The sequence below is a fragment of the Erwinia sp. 9145 genome, assembly GCF_000745075.1.
Classification (GTDB): domain Bacteria; phylum Pseudomonadota; class Gammaproteobacteria; order Enterobacterales; family Enterobacteriaceae; genus Erwinia; species Erwinia oleae.
The window spans coordinates 982,717-1,000,468 of sequence record NZ_JQNE01000001.1; the positions used below are offsets into that span (position 1 = coordinate 982,717).

Here is a 17,752-nt window from a genome sequence, read left to right on the forward strand (position 1 = left end):
CGGCCATGCAAACTCCCGAAGCTGCGCAGCGCCGCTCACGCCGCAGGCGTGCTACGTTCTCTTTGACTACGTTCGGCGTCTTCATGCCGCTGAGGGGCTATCAGAGAAAGAGAAAATTGCCTGGCATGCGTTTTCGTTCCGCTGAGCGCCAGCCCCCGGACTCCGTTTATGGAACTAAACCGGTTTTCGTATCACTCAGTCGCCTGAAAGCTTCGTTGTGTCCGCTCTCATGGAACAAATGACACACATCGCGCAGCAAAAAATGCCGGCGCGCCTCTCCCTGACAACCCGTATATCGTCAAAATGAGTATGTCGGCGACAGGGGCGCTAACGGATACCTGCATCAGTGACAAGAGGTAAAAAGCTTTGTTTAATCCCAATAAATATAACCAGTCTAATTATTCCGGTTACAGTTATGGCACAGGAAGCAATCAGACATCTGCACAGCCGGAAACTTACTCAGGAGCTCCGATCCAGCAGTCAGCATATTCTCAGTCATCTTCTGTGACGGCTCAGTCAACCTCCACCGCTCAAATGACAGGTCATTCGAGCCTGCCGCCCGGATGGGAATCGTCAACCGATCCGCAGTCCGGAAATGAGTACTATGTGCACTCCAGAAGCGGCCATACTCAGTGGCAAAAGCCGTCATCGCTACAGGCAGGATGGCATCATGCCATACATAAACATGGCAGCCAGAAAGGACAGCTCTACTATTACAATCCCAATACCAGAGAATCACGTGATGCCAGTCAGAGACCAGAGGTGATGCAGCTACCGGCAACTTCTGGTCAGTACGCGACTCAGCAGTATGTGGCACCTCAGTCGGGAACCATCGCAGCCGGTACATCAGGCCAGTCGGGGTTTTCTGTGGCGGGACCATCCTCATCATCTTACTTACAGGGCAGCAGCGGGCAGCAGCGCGAAGTATTTTTTGAGGTTCCCTCCAAACGGCAGGGCCGAATCTCTGATTGCTGGTATGCGGCCATGCAGATGGTGCTTTCGTGGCAGTCAGGTGAAAAAACGAAGCCTCAAGGCGATGCGGTTAAGAGCCACCGTAAGCTACCTGTTGTTGGCAACAGGCTGTCGTTCGACAGTGATACAGGACGTCGTATTCTTGAAGAGAATGGGCTAAGGCCAATGGGCTCAAAGCTGGATCTGAAGGACATCGGCTCGATTGCGAGAATACTGAATACTCACGGGCCATTTATAGTATGTGGTCAATTCAACGACCTCGGATTTGGACATGACCTGGTAGTTTGCGGCGTTAAACCGGACCAGGGGCTGGTCGCGTATATAGATCCAACTTATGGGGGTAAGGCAAAGTGGCGAAAATATGACTATTTTAACCTTGTCCATAAATATAAAGGCTCTGATAATCCTACAGAGGAATCCGTAATCGTTCTGAAATAAAATAATTACAAATCTAAACGAGCCGCCGTAGAGACTATCTCGGATCCATCCAGGGAGGCCAGTGACGTCACTCCCTGGAATCACCATCTTTACAGGCCGTCCTTGTGCTTCATGGGTGAAGGCGCGATTTCGGCAATCGCAGACGCGCCGACTTTGAATGCCACCTTGTATTCTGGATCAGCATGCCGGGCGTGATCCGATCGTAGCTGCCGCGCAGCGCCGCTCACGCCGCCGGCGTGCTACGTTAATGTTATGGGGGCGCCCCAAAAGTCCGTTGGGATTCTGCGCTGAGGAATTCATCGTTGCAGGCGGGATATTTTATTATTGCAGCCAGGCTGCTTGCCATGGATATCAACCCAATGCTGGGTTTTGATGAGCAGTCGCTGAATACCGCCTTTTTCCCGGACAGCAATATCCGCGTCAATAGGGTGTCAACGCCAGAATATGGCGAGCCGTTCACACTTTATGCTCGGGCTCCACGCTTTGGCTTCGAAGAAGTGAATCAGATTATATGAATACGGGGTTCAAAGCCCATTAGGGCGAAAATGCACCTTATTGAATGAACATATGTGATATGTCATAAAGATTTCTCCATAAAAACAAAACGCAAATTGGCCGTAACGGGTGTACCGAATCGTGTGTCAGTTGATGGAAAGGGTTCAGTTTCACCTGTCTGATGATAACCGCGTCTTTCATACCATTTAATGAGCGAATCGCGAACTTCCAGCACCGTCATTTGTATCCTGCTTCCGCCACGGGAACGACACCATTGTTCTGCCGCTGTCATTAGTCTCCTGCCGTACTGTGCGTTTTGTAATTGTGGATCAATCGCAAGAGAACCCAGATACCAGATGCCATCGCTCACAGGCTCAAGCCAGACGCAACCTGTGACTTTTTCCTGCCTCTTCCATACCAGCAATGTTGCCTCTGGTTTTGTTATAATTTCCTGCCTTAATGTCTCTTCACTTATACGATCCCCGTCGATGATACCGACTTCTGTCGTCCATCCGCCTTCCCCACCAACACACCGGTATGATCGGTTTAGCAATGATACGACGTCTGTCACATCCTCTTCGGTCGCTGGCTGCAACTCCGGAGAGGAAAGGCGGAAAGCACGTTCAGGAAGCGGCTCCGCCTCAAGACGTTTTTCCAGCTCAGCAAGTTGGTCAGGAAACGAACCGCTAAGACCTTCGGTCAGCTCCCGCACAACCGTATCAAGCAGTGGCCAGACAATCTTTTCTCCACGTGAAACAACAGATGCACCAGCAGCTGTCAGTGCCACAACAGATTTACGCTTATCACTATTATCAGCACGATTGCTGACCAGCCCTGCTTCAACCAGTTTGCTGATACTTTTTGTCATTGCAGGCTGACTGACCCGGATAGCGCGGGCAAGTTCGCCAATTGTCATGCTGGTTTCTTTTTTAAGGACAGCAAGTGTGGGATAGAGACCCGGAGGTACATGGGTATTGTTCGCACTGGCCAGCAGACTCGAGTCTGCCTGCATATGCTCTGCGAGCCGCTTCAGCCGGCTTCCGAGAAAAACAAAGGGCATTTCTGCAATAATATCCACGTCGTCTCCGGATAATAAGAATCATCAAAATTGAATAACCGGTTATATTTTCTTGCCGCCGTTCTGTCAATACGATTTTTCAGGGTGAACGGTAAGTTATTCAGGAAAAATGCGGCCAGGCGCTGAATTGTATCTATCTGGTCTCTGATTTATCTCCTTTCAGCAGGACACGCATGCGCGCTAGCGGTGAGCTTTCCCGAAGTGATGCTATTTTTTTAATCGCAGGTTTGAAGTCCAATGGAGCGACAATGTAAATTAAGAGTGTAATAGATTGTTTATACTGATTTTAATTGTATTTTTTTGAATGGGCCGGAAAATCACGTCAATAGGTTTGAGAAGGTAGTTGCCCCGCTCAACCGTTTGACTCTGACCCGAAATCCTGCTCCATTCAGAAACAGAATTCCGGCATGATTGACCCGCTCCCTTGAACGGAGGTAGTGGCCGACACTGCCTGCACCTGAGTAAAGCCGATCCGCGTCACCGAAGCTGACATCCTGTCTATAGATGAGCGAACAAAACGCGCCATACTGATCCACAACAAAACCTGGAAGGTAAGTTGCCAGGTTAAAAGCCAATAGCAGGATTGCAGCCGTACATCACTGAGCAGCGCCAAAAATGAATTTAATGCCTGATTCGACACCAATACGAGTTAAAACCCCTACGCACTTTTAATAAAGGAATGCTCATGAAGAAATTACTCTTACTGTTAGCTTGCTTATCTGCCGCATCTGCAATTGCTGAGACATATACTACTTACAAGCCAGTTGTTGAGCCGACAATTGGATTTGCTAAATCGGTTGTCCAATATAATCCTGGTGAGGGCGCCTCTGGTGTGGGCGCAGTAACAAATAAAATCTTAGGCGCACCCGATGATCCTAATACTGGCGCGAATGCACCGTTTAATTTTCTATCTATGGGTATGGGTGGGAATGTAATCGTTGAGATGGATAGTCCATTGCAGGCTGATAGTACGAGCGCAAATGAATTATATGTTTTCGAATCGCGCTCATACGAAACATTTGATGTTTATGTTTCCGTTGATCAAACTACCTGGACTAAGCTGGCTATCACAAGCTCAGCAATCCAAAACGGTGCTGGTTCATGGGTTGGATTCAATCTGGATGGTCAGGTCACTCAAGGGATTTTATATCCCTATGTCCGTATTGTCGATACTGGCAAACAGGGAAGTACAGTAGCAGGAACATATGGAGCGGATATTGATGCAGTAGTTGCCACGGCTGCATCGCCCTCTCAGGCAAGCTATAAGTTTATCGATACAGATTCGCGTAATGGAAAAGTTTATGACCTGTATCAAAACACGGCTACCGGTGCTATAGGCGTAAAAATAATTGATAAAAACGATCAGGTTTCTTATATACCTTTCACTTCAGATGGTTCGATGGATGCCTTAGCGATTTCTCTTCAGGGTGATTTCAATTGTGACGACCAAAAGGACATCAACGTCCTTGCCACTCGAAAAGCAGATAACGTTCAGCTAAACATCATTAAGCAGCAGGATGGAACTGCTATCAAAACAATCGATAACAGCGTCACCAGGTAATCATCACAAGGCGCATTTGCGAGTGCGCCCGATGATGATCCTGGAATCAGAAAAATTATGCGATAATTTATGTGGCCAGGAGGTTTGCCACTCTTCAACTTGCTGGTCATACTCATCCCAACCAGCAAAACCTATGAGACGCTTAGGCTCATCTGGACGCTGTGTTTTTATCCTGACCAAAAGAACGCTAATTTGGGATACATGCTGCCCAAGCTCAACGGGGTTACCATCATCTCTGATACTGAATAGCTACGGGCAATCCAGACACTTTAATTATTCTGGCCAGTCATAAATCAAACAAATCATGCTTTAGTCATTGGCTTTTTTGGGAGTACTTTTTTCACACACGCCATTGCGACCAAAAGAATCATGCACTCAAACAAGAATAACACTCTGTCAGCCGAAGCATAGACTGTCGGTGAGAAACCGATCATAATCACAGTGGCGGGAGCAAAAATAACCGTAAAAACGGTAACGTAATCATTAACAGTATTAAATACTCTGCAAATAATATATATTATACATACATAAAATATCAGTGCTACTGTGTATCTTAAATAAAATGAAAAGTTTATCCAATCTCCGGGTTTCATGAATTGGACGGGTAATAAATTATTCATTTTTGCGATTTGAAATACAAAAATTATCGTGCAGACGATTGTTCCAAAAACATCCGGATGGAACCTCACTTTTTTGAAGTATAGCAGGATTAGTAATGCTGAGATTATTAAGAGTAAGCTATTGCTGGCGTTTATAACCACGCCAAGCCTGTCCATGCCTAAGCCTATTTTATCTATTATTCCATAGTCTGCAAATTCTGGGATTCTTCTTGACTCTCCCAGGAATCTTAATTTGTTTCCGGGGGCAAGCATTAAGATTAGAAATGATAATAATGTTACTGTAAGAAAGGTTGTTTTATAAGCGTTTATTTTTTTATCAATAATTAAATTAGTACCTAATAAGGCTATCATTGTTACTGCCATTTGCTCGTTGGAGCAAGCGACAGGTAAAGCTAAAATAGATGTGAATAATTTAAAATTGCTTTGTGATCTGTAATGAATAACAACAGAGATCGCATATATTCCAAATGATACAGGTAAAAGGTAGTTGTAAAAGCCAGTCACCCACCAGGCGCCTTCCGTCAATGTTTTGGATGGCATGCTATGAAATAAAATCAGGCAGATTAAAACGTATTGTGGATGAGTTTTTTCGCCATTATCAATGGTTTTACATATCGAATAGCAGAGTAAAAGCAGACATAATGGGATTGAAATTCTCCACACCATATGATGATTTATTGTAGTAACAAGTATGTATTCAATGAAAAATCTTCCACTCCATGTCATATACCGCATGTGCAAAAAATCAAAGAGGGATGTGTTATCCAACGCCTTTACAAAGTAAACATCATCGTCCATGTAAGTACGAAGATCCAGCGAGGCCCCAATGCGATACAAAATAATTGCCATCACGACAAAAATTAACGTAGTGTAGATCTTATTGGCACTTATATTTTGTTTCATGAATTCTGCCATCCATATCTTCAACTGAAATTATAACAGACAGGTTGTCTGTTGAACTGTCAATTCGCGTTGCACCATAAAAAGCTGACATTCCATGTTTTTTTCCTTCCCCGAACAAACGCTTGAGATCGTCTGATTTCAATGTTTTTTTATAAACAGGAAATAGCTCGCCATTTGTTTCAAGGTATAGCCGGGTAAGTTTCTCCGGGCTTCCCTTCGTCAAAATCGCCCATCCTCTAATCACAAATACACCATTCTTTAAACTGCATTCATCAATTGAATAACGTATATCGTTCAAATGATCAGGCATGTGATGCGCTATTTTAGGGTGCGTATTATGGAAATACAACGCAATAGTAAATAATGCGATAGCAAGTAAAGCGGACGAGAAGAGGATGTTTAGTATACGACTATTCATTATCTCTGGCCTTAAGAAGATATTTCGGGCGTTGTTTTACTTCCGTATAAATTCTCCCTGTATATTCGCCCAATACACCTATCCCTATAAGCTGCACACCACCTAAAAAAAGTACAGAAACCAGAAGTGATGGATAGCCTCGTACAGGGTTACCGAACGCGAGAGTGTTAATTATCATCCATGCCCCATACAAAAAGGATAAACCAGCAACAGCCAATCCTATGTAGGTCCATATGCGTAAGGGAAAGGTGGAGAAACTGGTAATACCCTCAAGTGCTAAATTCCAGAGCTTCCAACCATTAAATTTTGATGTGCCTGCAACGCGTTCTGCACGCGTATATTCTACAATCTGCACTCGGCCGCCTACCCATGAAAGAATTCCTTTCATGAACAGGTTACGCTCAGGCAGTAATTTGATGTGCTCGACAATTTCCCGGGACATCAGTCGAAAATCGCCGACATTCTCTTCTATGGTCGGTGAGCTAATTTTGTTGTGCAGGCGATAAAACCACTCTGCGGTTTTGCGCTTCATATGACCGTCAGTGTTTCGGTCAGTGCGCTTTGCCAACACTACGTCAGCGCCTGACTGCCAGCGTTCAATGAGTTGAGGAATGATTTCGATGGGATCCTGCAAATCAACATCAATCGGAATGACCGCATCGCCGGTAGCATGTTCTAAGCCGGCAAAAAGTGCAGGCTCTTTGCCGAAATTACGCGTAAAGGATAGCGAATTAACCAGCCGATCGGCGACAGACAAGGCATTGATAATTCCCTCAGTACCGTCTTTGCTACCATCGTTAATGAATACAATTTCCACCTCATAATCGTTCAGTTTACTTCGCACTGTCTGGTAAAAAATGGGAATGGCTTCCTCTTCGTTGAAGACGGGCACAACCAGAGATATTTTCATTTCGCTTCCCTGAACACGATAAATTTAGAATATATGAAGCCACAGACCAGGCTTATCAAGGAAAAGACCACAAGTGTTACAAGGGGAGGGAGTACGCATTTATCAGCTACCCAGCCCACAACAGATGCAACTACGCCCATGAATGCGACGTAAAGCATATAACGTAGAGCAGTAGTCTCAGATTTGAATGTCCATTTGGCATTCACAAAAAATGAGAATGTCACTGCGATGCAGAAGGCACCGAAATTCGACATCGTTTGATTCGCGCCATAATAGAACATGACGGCAAATACGAACCAATGTATCAGCGTGTTTATAACGCCGACGGACGCGTATTTAGTAAACAGTTTTAACATGCTATTTATCAATAGTTGAAAGTGAAGCGATCGTGACATCAGGCAATGTAAATGGCAAGGAATCATCATGAAAGAACAGGCTTTTTAGGTGCGATGAGCAAAAAATACCCGGCGAGGGAGCCATGAACAAGCCGCGCCATTTTCCGTCAGGTTCACGGGATGCCGTAGGTGAAGCAAAGCTCCTGTAACCCCCATCAAAATAATTTACTTCATACTTCGACGCCATATCAGAACTGTGCAAAAAGCCAGTGTTAAGCATGAAGCCTGAAAGTGCTGTATGTAAAAACAGTAACGAGAGCGGGCAAAACTCATGGCAAAACGAAACGAGATTACAGGCGCATTTGCGAACAGCCTCTATCACGAATCAACGGTCGCCGCTCGGGTTAGTACTGTGGATCTTTTGCGTGAACTAATGAGGTCAATCACCGGGCAAGGCGCAAAGCGCATCGGGTAGAACCGCCCGCTTTCGCTTCGTGGAGAATACTGATGTTCCGTTGGTTGGAAAAACGCTTCTCATGAGATGGCCTCACAGGGCTTATGAAGGCATGACTCACAGCGGGGAGGAGGTCAGCAGGACTCAATTAACTCTACTATACTGTTTTTTCACTGATTAGATTGTCTACAATTTGGAGAAGCCATAGTTTAATAAAAATTAAGCGTTGGTATGGGGGGAAAGAAAAGGCGTATGCTTTTTGCCGCACAAATTGTATTATTTACCCGGGTCCAAAACCACTCAGTGGTTAAAAATAAAATTGCTTTAATATCAATAACTTGCCTTGAATTGACAAGGTTTTGCCATAGGCATATTGGTTTGTGCGAACCAGGGCGGTAGCGTGGCTGTTTATTCATAGTGAATAAAAATTGACCCGCAAGATGTGTAACAGATTGTTCAAATTTGTTAGAGGATATGGAATGTTACTTCCCGTAATTATGGCCGGAGGAACTGGCAGCCGCTTATGGCCTCTTTCCCGCGAACTTTACCCCAAACAGTTCATCTGCCTGCATGGCGAGCACTCAATGCTTCAGGAGACGGTTAACCGTCTTGTTGGTATTGAAGCGCGCGCACCAATGGTAATTTGCAATGTAGAGCATCGCTTTTTAGTTGCTGAGCAGTTGCGACAAATTAACAAGCTATCCCATAACATTATTCTTGAACCGGTAGGGCGCAATACTGCTCCGGCCATTGCGCTTGCCGCGCTGAACGCAATAGAGCAAGGCGACGATCCGGTACTGCTGGTGCTGGCCGCAGACCACGTTATTGAAGATCGTGCCGCGTTTCATCAGGCTATTAACATTGCAATTGCTCATGCCAAACAGGGCAAGCTGGTTACCTTTGGCATCGTGCCAACCGGCCCGGAAACCGGATATGGTTACATTCAGCGTGGCGAAGCATTGCCAGGCGGCGAGAGCGGCCCTTATCAGGTTCAGCGTTTTGTCGAAAAACCTGATCAGAGCACTGCGGAGGAATATCTTGCGTCCGGTGAGTACTACTGGAATAGCGGTATGTTCATGTTCCGGGCAAAACGCTATCTTCAGGAGCTCGAAAAATTCCGTCCTGATATCCTTGAAGCATGTCGTCGCGCTATGGCTGACGTTAAAGAAGGCAATGACTTTATCAATATAGATAAAGATGACTTCACCGCCTGTCCGGACGAGTCGGTTGATTATGCCGTAATGGAGCAAACCGATGCTGCCGTTGTGGTTCCATTGGCTGCGGGCTGGAGTGATGTGGGCTCCTGGTCGGCGCTGTGGGAAGTGAACGATAAAGATACTTACGGCAACTCTTTAAAAGGCGATACCTTCCTTCATAACACCAAAAATTGTTACATCAATAGCGAAGATCAATTGGTCGCAGCAATCGGTGTAGAGAACCTGGTTATTGTTAATACCAAAGATGCTGTTCTGGTTGCTCGTAAAGATCAGGTTCAGGATGTAAAGCGCATAGTGGAGTTTCTCAAAGGTGAGTGCCGAAGCGAATATCGCCGTCACCGCGAAACTTACTGGCCGTGGGGACGCTGTGATCTGGTGGTTAATACCGGACGGTTCAACGTCAACCGCATTACGGTTAAACCGGGTGAAAAATTTGAGTTGCAGATGCATTATCACCGCGCCGAGCACTGGGTAATTTTGTCCGGCACGGCAAAGGTCACTATTCAGGATAAGACACTGTTGCTGACAGAGAACCAGTCAACTTTTATTCCAATCGGCCATCTACATACTTTAGAAAACCCGGGAAAAATTCCATTAGAGTTGTTGGAGATCCAATCGGGTTCCTATCTCGGTGATGACGATCTCATTTTAATTAAACAACTACTCGAAAGTAAGTAAGGACCGTCAAGATCATGGCAACGCTGACCTGTTTTAAAGCTTATGACATCCGAGGCGAATTAGGTACAGAACTGAATGACGATATTGCTTACCGCATCGGTCGCGCTTATGGTGAATTTATCCGACCCAGGACGATAGTGCTGGGTGGAGATGTACGTCTAACCAGTGAATCATTAAAAGTGGCACTGGCAAACGGACTCAGGGATGCGGGTACTGACGTTCTGGATATTGGCATGAGCGGAACGGAAGAGATCTATTTCGCCACTTTTCATTTAGGTATTGATGGCGGCATCGAAGTAACAGCCAGCCATAATCCGATGAACTATAACGGCATGAAGTTAGTACGCGAAGGTGCTCGTCCTGTTAGTGGTGATACAGGATTGCGTGACGTTCAGCGACTTGCGGAAGCCAATGATTTTGCCCCGGTAGATGAGAGCAAACGCGGTAGCTATAAGCAAATCTCTGTCTTAGATGCTTATATTGATCATTTAATGAGTTATATCGACCTGAAGAATTTCACCAAACCGATGAAGCTGGTAATTAATTCAGGTAACGGTGCTGCCGGCCACGTGATCGATGAGATTGAAAAGCGCTTCCGACAGGCAAACGTACCGATTATGTTTATCAAAGTGCATCACGAGGCCGACGGTAACTTCCCGCATGGCATACCTAATCCATTACTGCCAGAATGTCGTCAAGACACATCTGAGGCAGTGCATGATCACCAGGCAGACATGGGCATTGCCTTTGACGGCGATTTTGATCGCTGTTTCATGTTCGATGAAAAAGCTGAGTTTATTGAGGGGTATTACATTGTTGGTTTATTGGCTGCCGCTTTTCTTAAGAAAGAACCTGGCGCAAAAATCATCCATGACCCTCGTTTGACCTGGAACACTATTGACGTAGTGACCAAAGCGGGGGGCATTCCAGTGATGTCTAAAACTGGCCACGCCTTTATCAAAGAACGAATGCGTGAAGAAGATGCGGTATATGGGGGGGAGATGAGTGCACATCACTATTTCCGCGACTTCGCCTATTGCGACAGTGGCATGATTCCGTGGCTACTGGTTGCGGAGCTGTTGGCAGTGAAAGACGTAACGCTTTCAGAGCTGGTATCAGAAAGAATGAGAGCATTTCCATGTAGTGGCGAGATTAATTTTAAAGTTAAAAGTATCTCAAAGATTTTAAATCGCATCGAAGTCAAATATTTGAAGACTGCGCTTTATGAAAATAAAACTGACGGACTTAGTATTGAATATGAAGATTGGCGTATGAATATTAGAAGCTCCAATACTGAGCCATTATTAAGATTAAATATTGAGACGCGTGCCAATGAACCATTGATGTTAGAAATGGTCAGGCAATTGATTGCAACAATTAAGGAATGAGAAATTGTTCATAGTTAACGTAACAAGGGCTCTGGTCCAGTATCGAAGTTTTATATTTGGAAGCATTAAAAGAGAATTCCAGACTAAATACCAAAACTCATTACTTGGGGCCGCGTGGAATATAATTAATCCGCTTTCTATGATAGTGGTTTACACATTGATCTTTTCACAAATAATGCGGGCTAAGCTCCCGGGTATTGATAATGCTTTCGCATATAGTATATATCTTTGCGCAGGAACACTGACCTGGGGGCTGTTTAGTGAAATTGTCGGGCGAGGTCAGATGGTTTTTATAGAAAATGCGAACATCATTAAAAAAATAAATTTCCCCAGACTCTGCTTACCTGTAACCATTGTAGCTAATGCGTTACTTAACTTTATAATTGTATTTGGACTGTTTACGCTATTCCTAATAGTTAGTGGTAATTTTCCCGGTTTGGTTTACTTTGCTATGATACCTGTAATAATAACGGTAGTCATCTTTGCAATAGGGCTTGGGATTACACTGGGAGTAATGAACGTTTTTTTTAGAGATGTAGGTCAAACGTTCAATATAATACTACAGTTTTGGTTTTGGTTTACACCAATTGTTTATCCCATTAACATAATACCAGAGAAATTTCATGAAATAATGCGATTCAACCCAATGGTTGGCGTTATTGAAGCTGCACAATCTATTCTTGTTCAAGCTGTTATGCCCAACTGGATCAACCTGTTACCTGCATTAACAGTAGGAATAATATTAATGTTTCTGGGTATGCGGCTTTTCAAAAATAATGTTGGCGAAATGGTGGATGAATTATAATGGCCGCAATTATAGTTGATAATATAGGCAAAGCCTATAAACAATACTCCAGCAAGTGGAAGCGTTTAGTTGAATGGTTTGTGCCGGGAGTTAATAAACAGCACCACCTAAAATGGATTTTACAGGATGTTAGTTTTACCGTTGAGGCTGGAGAAGCAGTAGGTATTATTGGCATTAATGGTGCTGGTAAAAGTACTTTATTAAAAATGATTACTGGTACAACCCAACCGAGCCTGGGAACGATAAAGCTTAATGGACGTGTTGCAGCTTTACTTGAATTAGGCATGGGGTTTCATCCTGATTTTACAGGTAGACAAAACGTTTTTATGGCAGGTCAGCTCATAGGGTTTTCGGTAGCAGAAATACAACGCCTGATGCATGAGATTGAAGAGTTCGCCGAGATAGGTGACTATATTGATCAACCTGTCCGGGTTTATTCAAGCGGTATGCAAATGCGTCTTGCTTTTAGTGTAGCGACTGCCGTAAGACCAGATATCTTGATCGTTGATGAGGCTTTATCCGTTGGAGACACATATTTCCAACATAAGAGTTTCGAAAGAATAAGAGAATATGCGAAAAAGGGAACAACCTTACTTATCGTTTCTCATGATAAGCAAGCCATCCAAAGTATATGCGATAGAGCTATTTTGCTAAATGCTGGCAGAAAAGAGTTTGAAGGTAATCCAGAGGCGGTCATGGATTACTACAACGCACTTTTGGCAGATAAAGAAAAAAAGAACATCGTCCAGAAAACTTCTCAGGATGGGAGAGTTCAAACTATCTCAGGTACAGGCGAGGCCAAAGTACTTGAAACACGTCTGCTCGATAAGCATGGCGAAAGGTCTGAATTCTTGAACGTTGGGGAAGAAGTATCACTCGAAATGGATGTTGAGATATATAAAGATATACCTCGGCTGGTTTTAGGGTATTCGATAAAAGACCGCCTGGGGCAGGTAATCTATGGCACAAATACAGAGTTAAAGAAACAGGCTATAACCTCTGTCCAAAGAGGCAACAAGTATACCTTTAAATTTTCATTTAAACTTAGTTTGGGTGTGGGTAGCTACTCAATACAAACTGCTTTAGTTAGCAGTGAAAATCATCTTGTGAATAATTATGAATGGCGCGATTTAGCCTTAGTATTTAATGTTATTAATACTGACAAAGATCACTTCGCAGGTCTTGCGTGGATAGATCCCAGCATTGAGATTATCAAACTATGAAATTTATAAGTTATTCACAGAACTTTGAAGATGTAATGCTATGGAGAGCATTGAACCATATAAAAAAAGGTTTTTTCATAGATGTTGGGGCGGCCTGGCCTGATAAAGACTCAGTAACCAAAGTTTTCTACGATTCCGGTTGGAACGGAATTAATATTGAGCCGAATCCTTCATTGTATGAAGAATATAAGTTAAAGCGAGAAAGAGATTTAAATTTGCCCTATGCAATATCTGATTACTCAGGTACAGAGTCAATGAGTTTCATCCCAAATACTGGCCTGTCAACACTAAGTAATGATGTTGTTGCAATGCACGCTGTACAGGGCTATGAAAGTTTTGAGAAAGAAGTTGAAATCAAGACGTTAAATCAAATATATGAGAATTATGTTAAACCAGAACAGCAGATACATTTTTTAAAGATTGACGTAGAAGGTTTAGAGTTCAATGTATTGAATGGCTGTGATTGGAAAAAATGCCGGCCCTGGATAGTCGTTGTTGAATCAACTATACCCATGACCCAAAAGGAGAACTACGAGTTATGGGAGTATTTACTAACTGATTCAAATTATCATTTCGCATATCGAGATGGCTTAAACAGATATTATGTTGCAGATGAACATAAAGGACTTATTAAAAAATTTAAAAACCCGCCAAACGTTTTTGATGGGTTTATTTTGTATTCTGAACAAAAGAAGAAAGATGAATTAAGTGAAGTAAAGAAAAGAATTAAAAGACACCTTGCCACTGAACGGCAGCTCAGGAAACTGGTAGCAGATAAAGAACATGAAGCATGGCTTGCCAGACATCAATTAGAAAGCATCTATTTAAGTAGGTACTGGAAGCTTACTACACCTGTAAGATACTTTTTCTTATATGGCCGGAAGCTTTTTAATTTCATTAAATATTTTGATAAAGACAAGTCTCCCAGAGCATTGGTAAACTTTATCTTTATAAGATTAGAGCGTCATCCTTCTATAAGTAATAAGTTGAAAAAAATACTAAAAAAAGTTGGGTTACATAACTTTGCTTCTAAAGCACTTCATAAAAGTATTTCCCCGCCGACTCATTATCAGTTAGATAGTCTTTCTAATGGGGCGAAGAAAATATACAAACGCTTTAAAGCATTCAACGATATGAACAAGGATTGAATATGCGCTTAGTAATTGACATGCAAGGTTGGCAGGGGTCAAGTCGTACAAGGGGAATTGGCAGGTATACAATTTCTATTGTTAAAGAATTAATTAAAATAAATAGAGACAACACTGTTATTTTAACTTTCAACGGAAGCTATACTGATTCTATTAGAGAGTTTAAGGATCTTGTAAAGATTGAGGGTTTCCAAATCGAAGTTTGGTACCCAGTCGAACTCACATCTTTTATTTACGAAGCTAATAAATGGAATAGAAAAGTTTCACAAAAATTATATGAAGAATTCCATACTAGTTTAAAACCAGATTTCTTATTAATGACGAGTATTTTCGAAGGTTTAATTGACCATTCTGTTATTAGTATTTCAGAGAAAAAAAATTATCCTGTTGGCGTTATACTGTATGACCTTATACCCTATATTTATAGAGATATATATCTGACTAACGATGTTTTAAAAGCATGGTATGATACTCAATTGGAGTTCCTGAAAAAAGCTGACTACCTCTTTAGCATTTCATCTTCAGCGGGAAAAGAGGCAGTTGACTATTTGAATTGGGATGTAAGTAAGGTAATTAATGTATCTACAGCAGCAGATGAAATATTTTTCCCGACAAACATCAATGAAGAAAAGAAGTTAGATATAAATAAAAAATATCAGCTTCAGGATGACTTCCTCATGTACACGGGGGGAGTGGATCATCGTAAAAATATGGAGAAGTTAATTGAAAGCTATAGTTTATTATCCAATGATTTAAAGGAAAAACATCAATTAGCTATTGTTTGTTCAATGCCAGATCACGTTAAATTGGATCTCTATAAACTGGGCGAATCGTTTGGATTAGTGGAAAATCAGCTGGTTCTAACGGGTTATGTAAGTGATGAGGAGTTAGTTTGTCTATATAATCTCTGTTATGCTTTTGTCTTTCCTTCGTGGCATGAAGGTTTTGGACTTCCTGTATTAGAAGCCATGCTTTGCGGTAAACCCGTTATAACCAGTAACGTATCAAGTCTCCCGGAGGTTATAGAATTCGAAGATGCCCTCTTTGACCCAAGAGATGTAAACGATATAACTAAAAAAATTACGCAAGTCCTGAACGATGATGATTTCAGAAATAAACTTTTAATACATTCTCAGAAGCAAGTTAAGAAATTTGGATGGGACATTTCTGCAAAAAAACTTTTAGATGGAATTTCTCATTTTACTGAAAATCATAAATATGAAACTGGTATAAGTGAGATTAATGATAAAAAGCAGTTGGCTTTAATTTCTCCGCTTACGCCTGAAAAAAGCGGCATAAGTTATTATTGCGCTGATTTGCTTCCTTATTTGTCTAAGTATTATAAAATAAAAATTGTCAACGATAACATTGATGTGAAAATTCTATGGAAAAAACACTCTGTAGAAGTTATTACTGTCGAAGAATTTAAAAAACAGCATCAAGAGTTCGATAGAATATTATATCAATTCGGTAATTCACATTTTCATAGCCACATGTTTGAACTGTTAAATTTATTTCCGGGCGTTGTAGTAATGCATGATTTTTATCTCTCGGGTGTAATTAATTGGATGTTGCACACAACAAATGGTAGTGCAAAAATAAATGACATTTTATATGATTCTCATGGCTATAATGCGGTGAGATTTAATAATGATAGAATGACAAATGATGATGCGATACTTGAATATCCATGTAATAAAGATGTATTAGAAGGCGCTACATCTATTATATTTCATTCAAAGAGCACCATTAAACTGGCTGAGAGTTGGTACGGTAACTTATTTAAAAGCAAATACAACCATGTTCCGCTTTTGAGGGAACCCGTTTTGGATGTCAATAAAAAAAATGCCCGAAAAAAACTTAATATTGCAGACAATGAACTGCTAATAATAAGCCTGGGTTTTGTTGCGGTAACAAAACTCAATCATAAAATTATTGACGCTTTTAATAATTTACATAACCCTGACGGATCGGTAAAGTTGGTTTTTGTTGGACATAACTCTAAGGGCGATTATGGCCAATTAATAGATGAAAAAATCTCAAAATCTGTCTGTAAGGACTGTATTAAGATTACAGATTGGGTAAGCGATGATGAATACAAGCTCTGGTTAAGTGCAGCCGATATCGGTATACAATTAAGAACCTTGTCGAGAGGAGAAACATCAGCTGCTGTATTGGATTGCATGAATTATGGCCTGGCGACAATTGCTAATTCTAACGGAAGCATGAGCGATCTTGATCCAGAGGCAATAATTTTGCTGGACGATAATTTTGATAATCAAGAATTGACAGCACAACTTCAACAACTTGTGGCAGACAGTACCAAAAGAACTACTCTTGGATCCAGGGCCAGGAATGTTATCCAAACCTTGCATAGTCCATCGGAATGCGCCAAAGAATATTTTAATATAATTGAAGATGCTTATAAAATCGAGGATAAAAGTAAGCTTCTAAATTTTGAAAGCTATGAAAAAGAATTGCTCATTGCTGATGATTCTGCGCTAAAAAGTCTTTCACAATCAATAAGTAACAGTGTTCCCGCTGATGCATCTTCGACTATATATATAGATGTTAGCGTTGTATATGAATGTGACGATTCTCTTGAATTAAATGATGTTGTCATGAATCTTTCAGATGCTCTTAACCGTAATTTTAGACTTGAACCTATTCACTTCGATGGTCATAATTATAAAAAGGCAAAAGGTTATGCGCAGGACTTGTTTGCTCTTTCTGATTTTAATATTCATGACGAAATTATTGATATAGTTAAAAATAGCCACTTTATAATATACAATCCTACAGCAGAGCATATTTTGAAAATTGCTGATGCATGTCATTTTATCTCGATAAATAATCGCATTACGTTTATGCTTTGGGAGGATGATGTAACTTCTCTCGAAGGTGTATTTTCTGAGTTAGGTGAGGATGAAAGAGAAAAGATAATTGATATTATGAGCTGCGGAGATGTCGTTTTCTCTGACAACATGCCTGAGGTCACTCTGGACTCCTTAAAAAATCGTTTCCCGGGTGCTCAACAATGGGTGGTGAAATATTTATCGCCTGAAATGTATATAAAACAGCTCTTAATGCTGTGAAGTTCATAAGCCTG

The 17,752-nt window shown here is 41.9% G+C and carries 15 protein-coding genes; 9 read left to right on the forward strand and 6 right to left on the reverse strand.

Annotated elements, in window-relative coordinates:
• Positions 1-366 precede the first annotated feature (366 nt).
• Both FA91_RS04945 and FA91_RS04950 read left to right on the forward strand, forming a co-directional pair.
• Complete coding sequence (locus tag FA91_RS04945) at positions 367-1,410, forward strand: papain-like cysteine protease family protein (RefSeq protein ID WP_156103054.1); 1,044 nt, start codon at positions 367-369, stop codon at positions 1,408-1,410.
• Between the two features lie 344 nt (positions 1,411-1,754).
• Complete coding sequence (locus FA91_RS04950) at positions 1,755-1,925, forward strand: hypothetical protein (protein WP_156103056.1); 171 nt, start codon at positions 1,755-1,757, stop codon at positions 1,923-1,925.
• A 62-nt stretch (positions 1,926-1,987) separates the two neighbouring features.
• On the opposite strand, the gene FA91_RS20380 is transcribed toward FA91_RS04950, so the two are convergent.
• A complete protein-coding gene (locus FA91_RS20380) occupies positions 1,988-2,983 on the reverse strand; it encodes a bifunctional helix-turn-helix transcriptional regulator/GNAT family N-acetyltransferase (protein ID WP_034913131.1) in 996 nt (331 codons plus the stop codon).
• A gap of 685 nt (positions 2,984-3,668) precedes the next feature.
• Between FA91_RS20380 and FA91_RS04960 the strand changes: the two genes are divergently transcribed.
• The gene (locus tag FA91_RS04960) at positions 3,669-4,544 is read left to right on the forward strand and encodes a hypothetical protein (protein ID WP_034913134.1); all 876 of its coding nucleotides are present in this window, start codon (positions 3,669-3,671) and stop codon (positions 4,542-4,544) included.
• 3 nt (positions 4,545-4,547) lie between these two features.
• On the opposite strand, the gene FA91_RS21435 is transcribed toward FA91_RS04960, so the two are convergent.
• The 5 genes from FA91_RS21435 to FA91_RS04985 form a co-directional block, all read right to left on the reverse strand.
• Positions 4,548-4,784 carry a DUF6173 family protein gene (locus FA91_RS21435; RefSeq protein WP_255350087.1) on the reverse strand — a complete coding sequence of 79 codons (237 nt, stop codon included), beginning with the start codon at positions 4,782-4,784 and terminating at the stop codon, positions 4,548-4,550.
• A 62-nt stretch (positions 4,785-4,846) separates the two neighbouring features.
• A complete protein-coding gene (locus FA91_RS04970) occupies positions 4,847-6,079 on the reverse strand; it encodes a DUF6056 family protein (protein ID WP_343205749.1) in 1,233 nt (410 codons plus the stop codon).
• The gene (locus FA91_RS04975; protein WP_034913142.1) at positions 6,042-6,485 is read right to left on the reverse strand and encodes a hypothetical protein; all 444 of its coding nucleotides are present in this window, start codon (positions 6,483-6,485) and stop codon (positions 6,042-6,044) included. The genes FA91_RS04970 and FA91_RS04975 overlap by 38 nt, the downstream gene beginning before the upstream one ends.
• Positions 6,478-7,395 (reverse strand): glycosyltransferase family 2 protein, encoded by a 918-nt coding sequence (locus tag FA91_RS04980; protein WP_034913146.1) that lies wholly within the window; start codon positions 7,393-7,395, stop codon positions 6,478-6,480. Before FA91_RS04980 ends, FA91_RS04975 begins: the two co-directional genes overlap by 8 nt.
• Positions 7,392-7,751 (reverse strand): GtrA family protein, encoded by a 360-nt coding sequence (locus FA91_RS04985; protein WP_034918970.1) that lies wholly within the window; start codon positions 7,749-7,751, stop codon positions 7,392-7,394. Before FA91_RS04985 ends, FA91_RS04980 begins: the two co-directional genes overlap by 4 nt.
• A gap of 912 nt (positions 7,752-8,663) precedes the next feature.
• Here FA91_RS04985 and FA91_RS04990 point away from each other — a divergent pair.
• Genes FA91_RS04990 through FA91_RS05015 form a run of 6 tightly spaced genes read left to right on the forward strand, consistent with a single transcriptional unit; the run spans position 8,664 to position 17,738 of the window.
• Positions 8,664-10,079 (forward strand): mannose-1-phosphate guanylyltransferase/mannose-6-phosphate isomerase, encoded by a 1,416-nt coding sequence (locus tag FA91_RS04990; RefSeq protein WP_034913147.1) that lies wholly within the window; start codon positions 8,664-8,666, stop codon positions 10,077-10,079.
• Positions 10,080-10,093: 14 nt separating this feature from the next.
• Positions 10,094-11,467: a phosphomannomutase CpsG gene (gene cpsG / locus FA91_RS04995; RefSeq protein WP_034913149.1), complete on the forward strand. Its 1,374-nt coding sequence runs from the start codon at positions 10,094-10,096 to the stop codon at positions 11,465-11,467.
• Between the two features lie 10 nt (positions 11,468-11,477).
• Entirely contained in the window at positions 11,478-12,272 is a 795-nt protein-coding gene (locus FA91_RS05000; protein ID WP_034918973.1) for an ABC transporter permease, read from the forward strand.
• Positions 12,272-13,495, forward strand: a complete 1,224-nt coding sequence (locus tag FA91_RS05005) for an ABC transporter ATP-binding protein (RefSeq protein ID WP_034913152.1) — start codon at positions 12,272-12,274, stop codon at positions 13,493-13,495. Before FA91_RS05000 ends, FA91_RS05005 begins: the two co-directional genes overlap by 1 nt.
• Entirely contained in the window at positions 13,492-14,643 is a 1,152-nt protein-coding gene (locus tag FA91_RS20050) for an FkbM family methyltransferase (protein WP_051937028.1), read from the forward strand. Before FA91_RS05005 ends, FA91_RS20050 begins: the two co-directional genes overlap by 4 nt.
• Positions 14,644-14,645: 2 nt before the next feature.
• Positions 14,646-17,738: a glycosyltransferase gene (locus FA91_RS05015; RefSeq protein WP_051937030.1), complete on the forward strand. Its 3,093-nt coding sequence runs from the start codon at positions 14,646-14,648 to the stop codon at positions 17,736-17,738.
• Positions 17,739-17,752 lie beyond the last annotated feature (14 nt).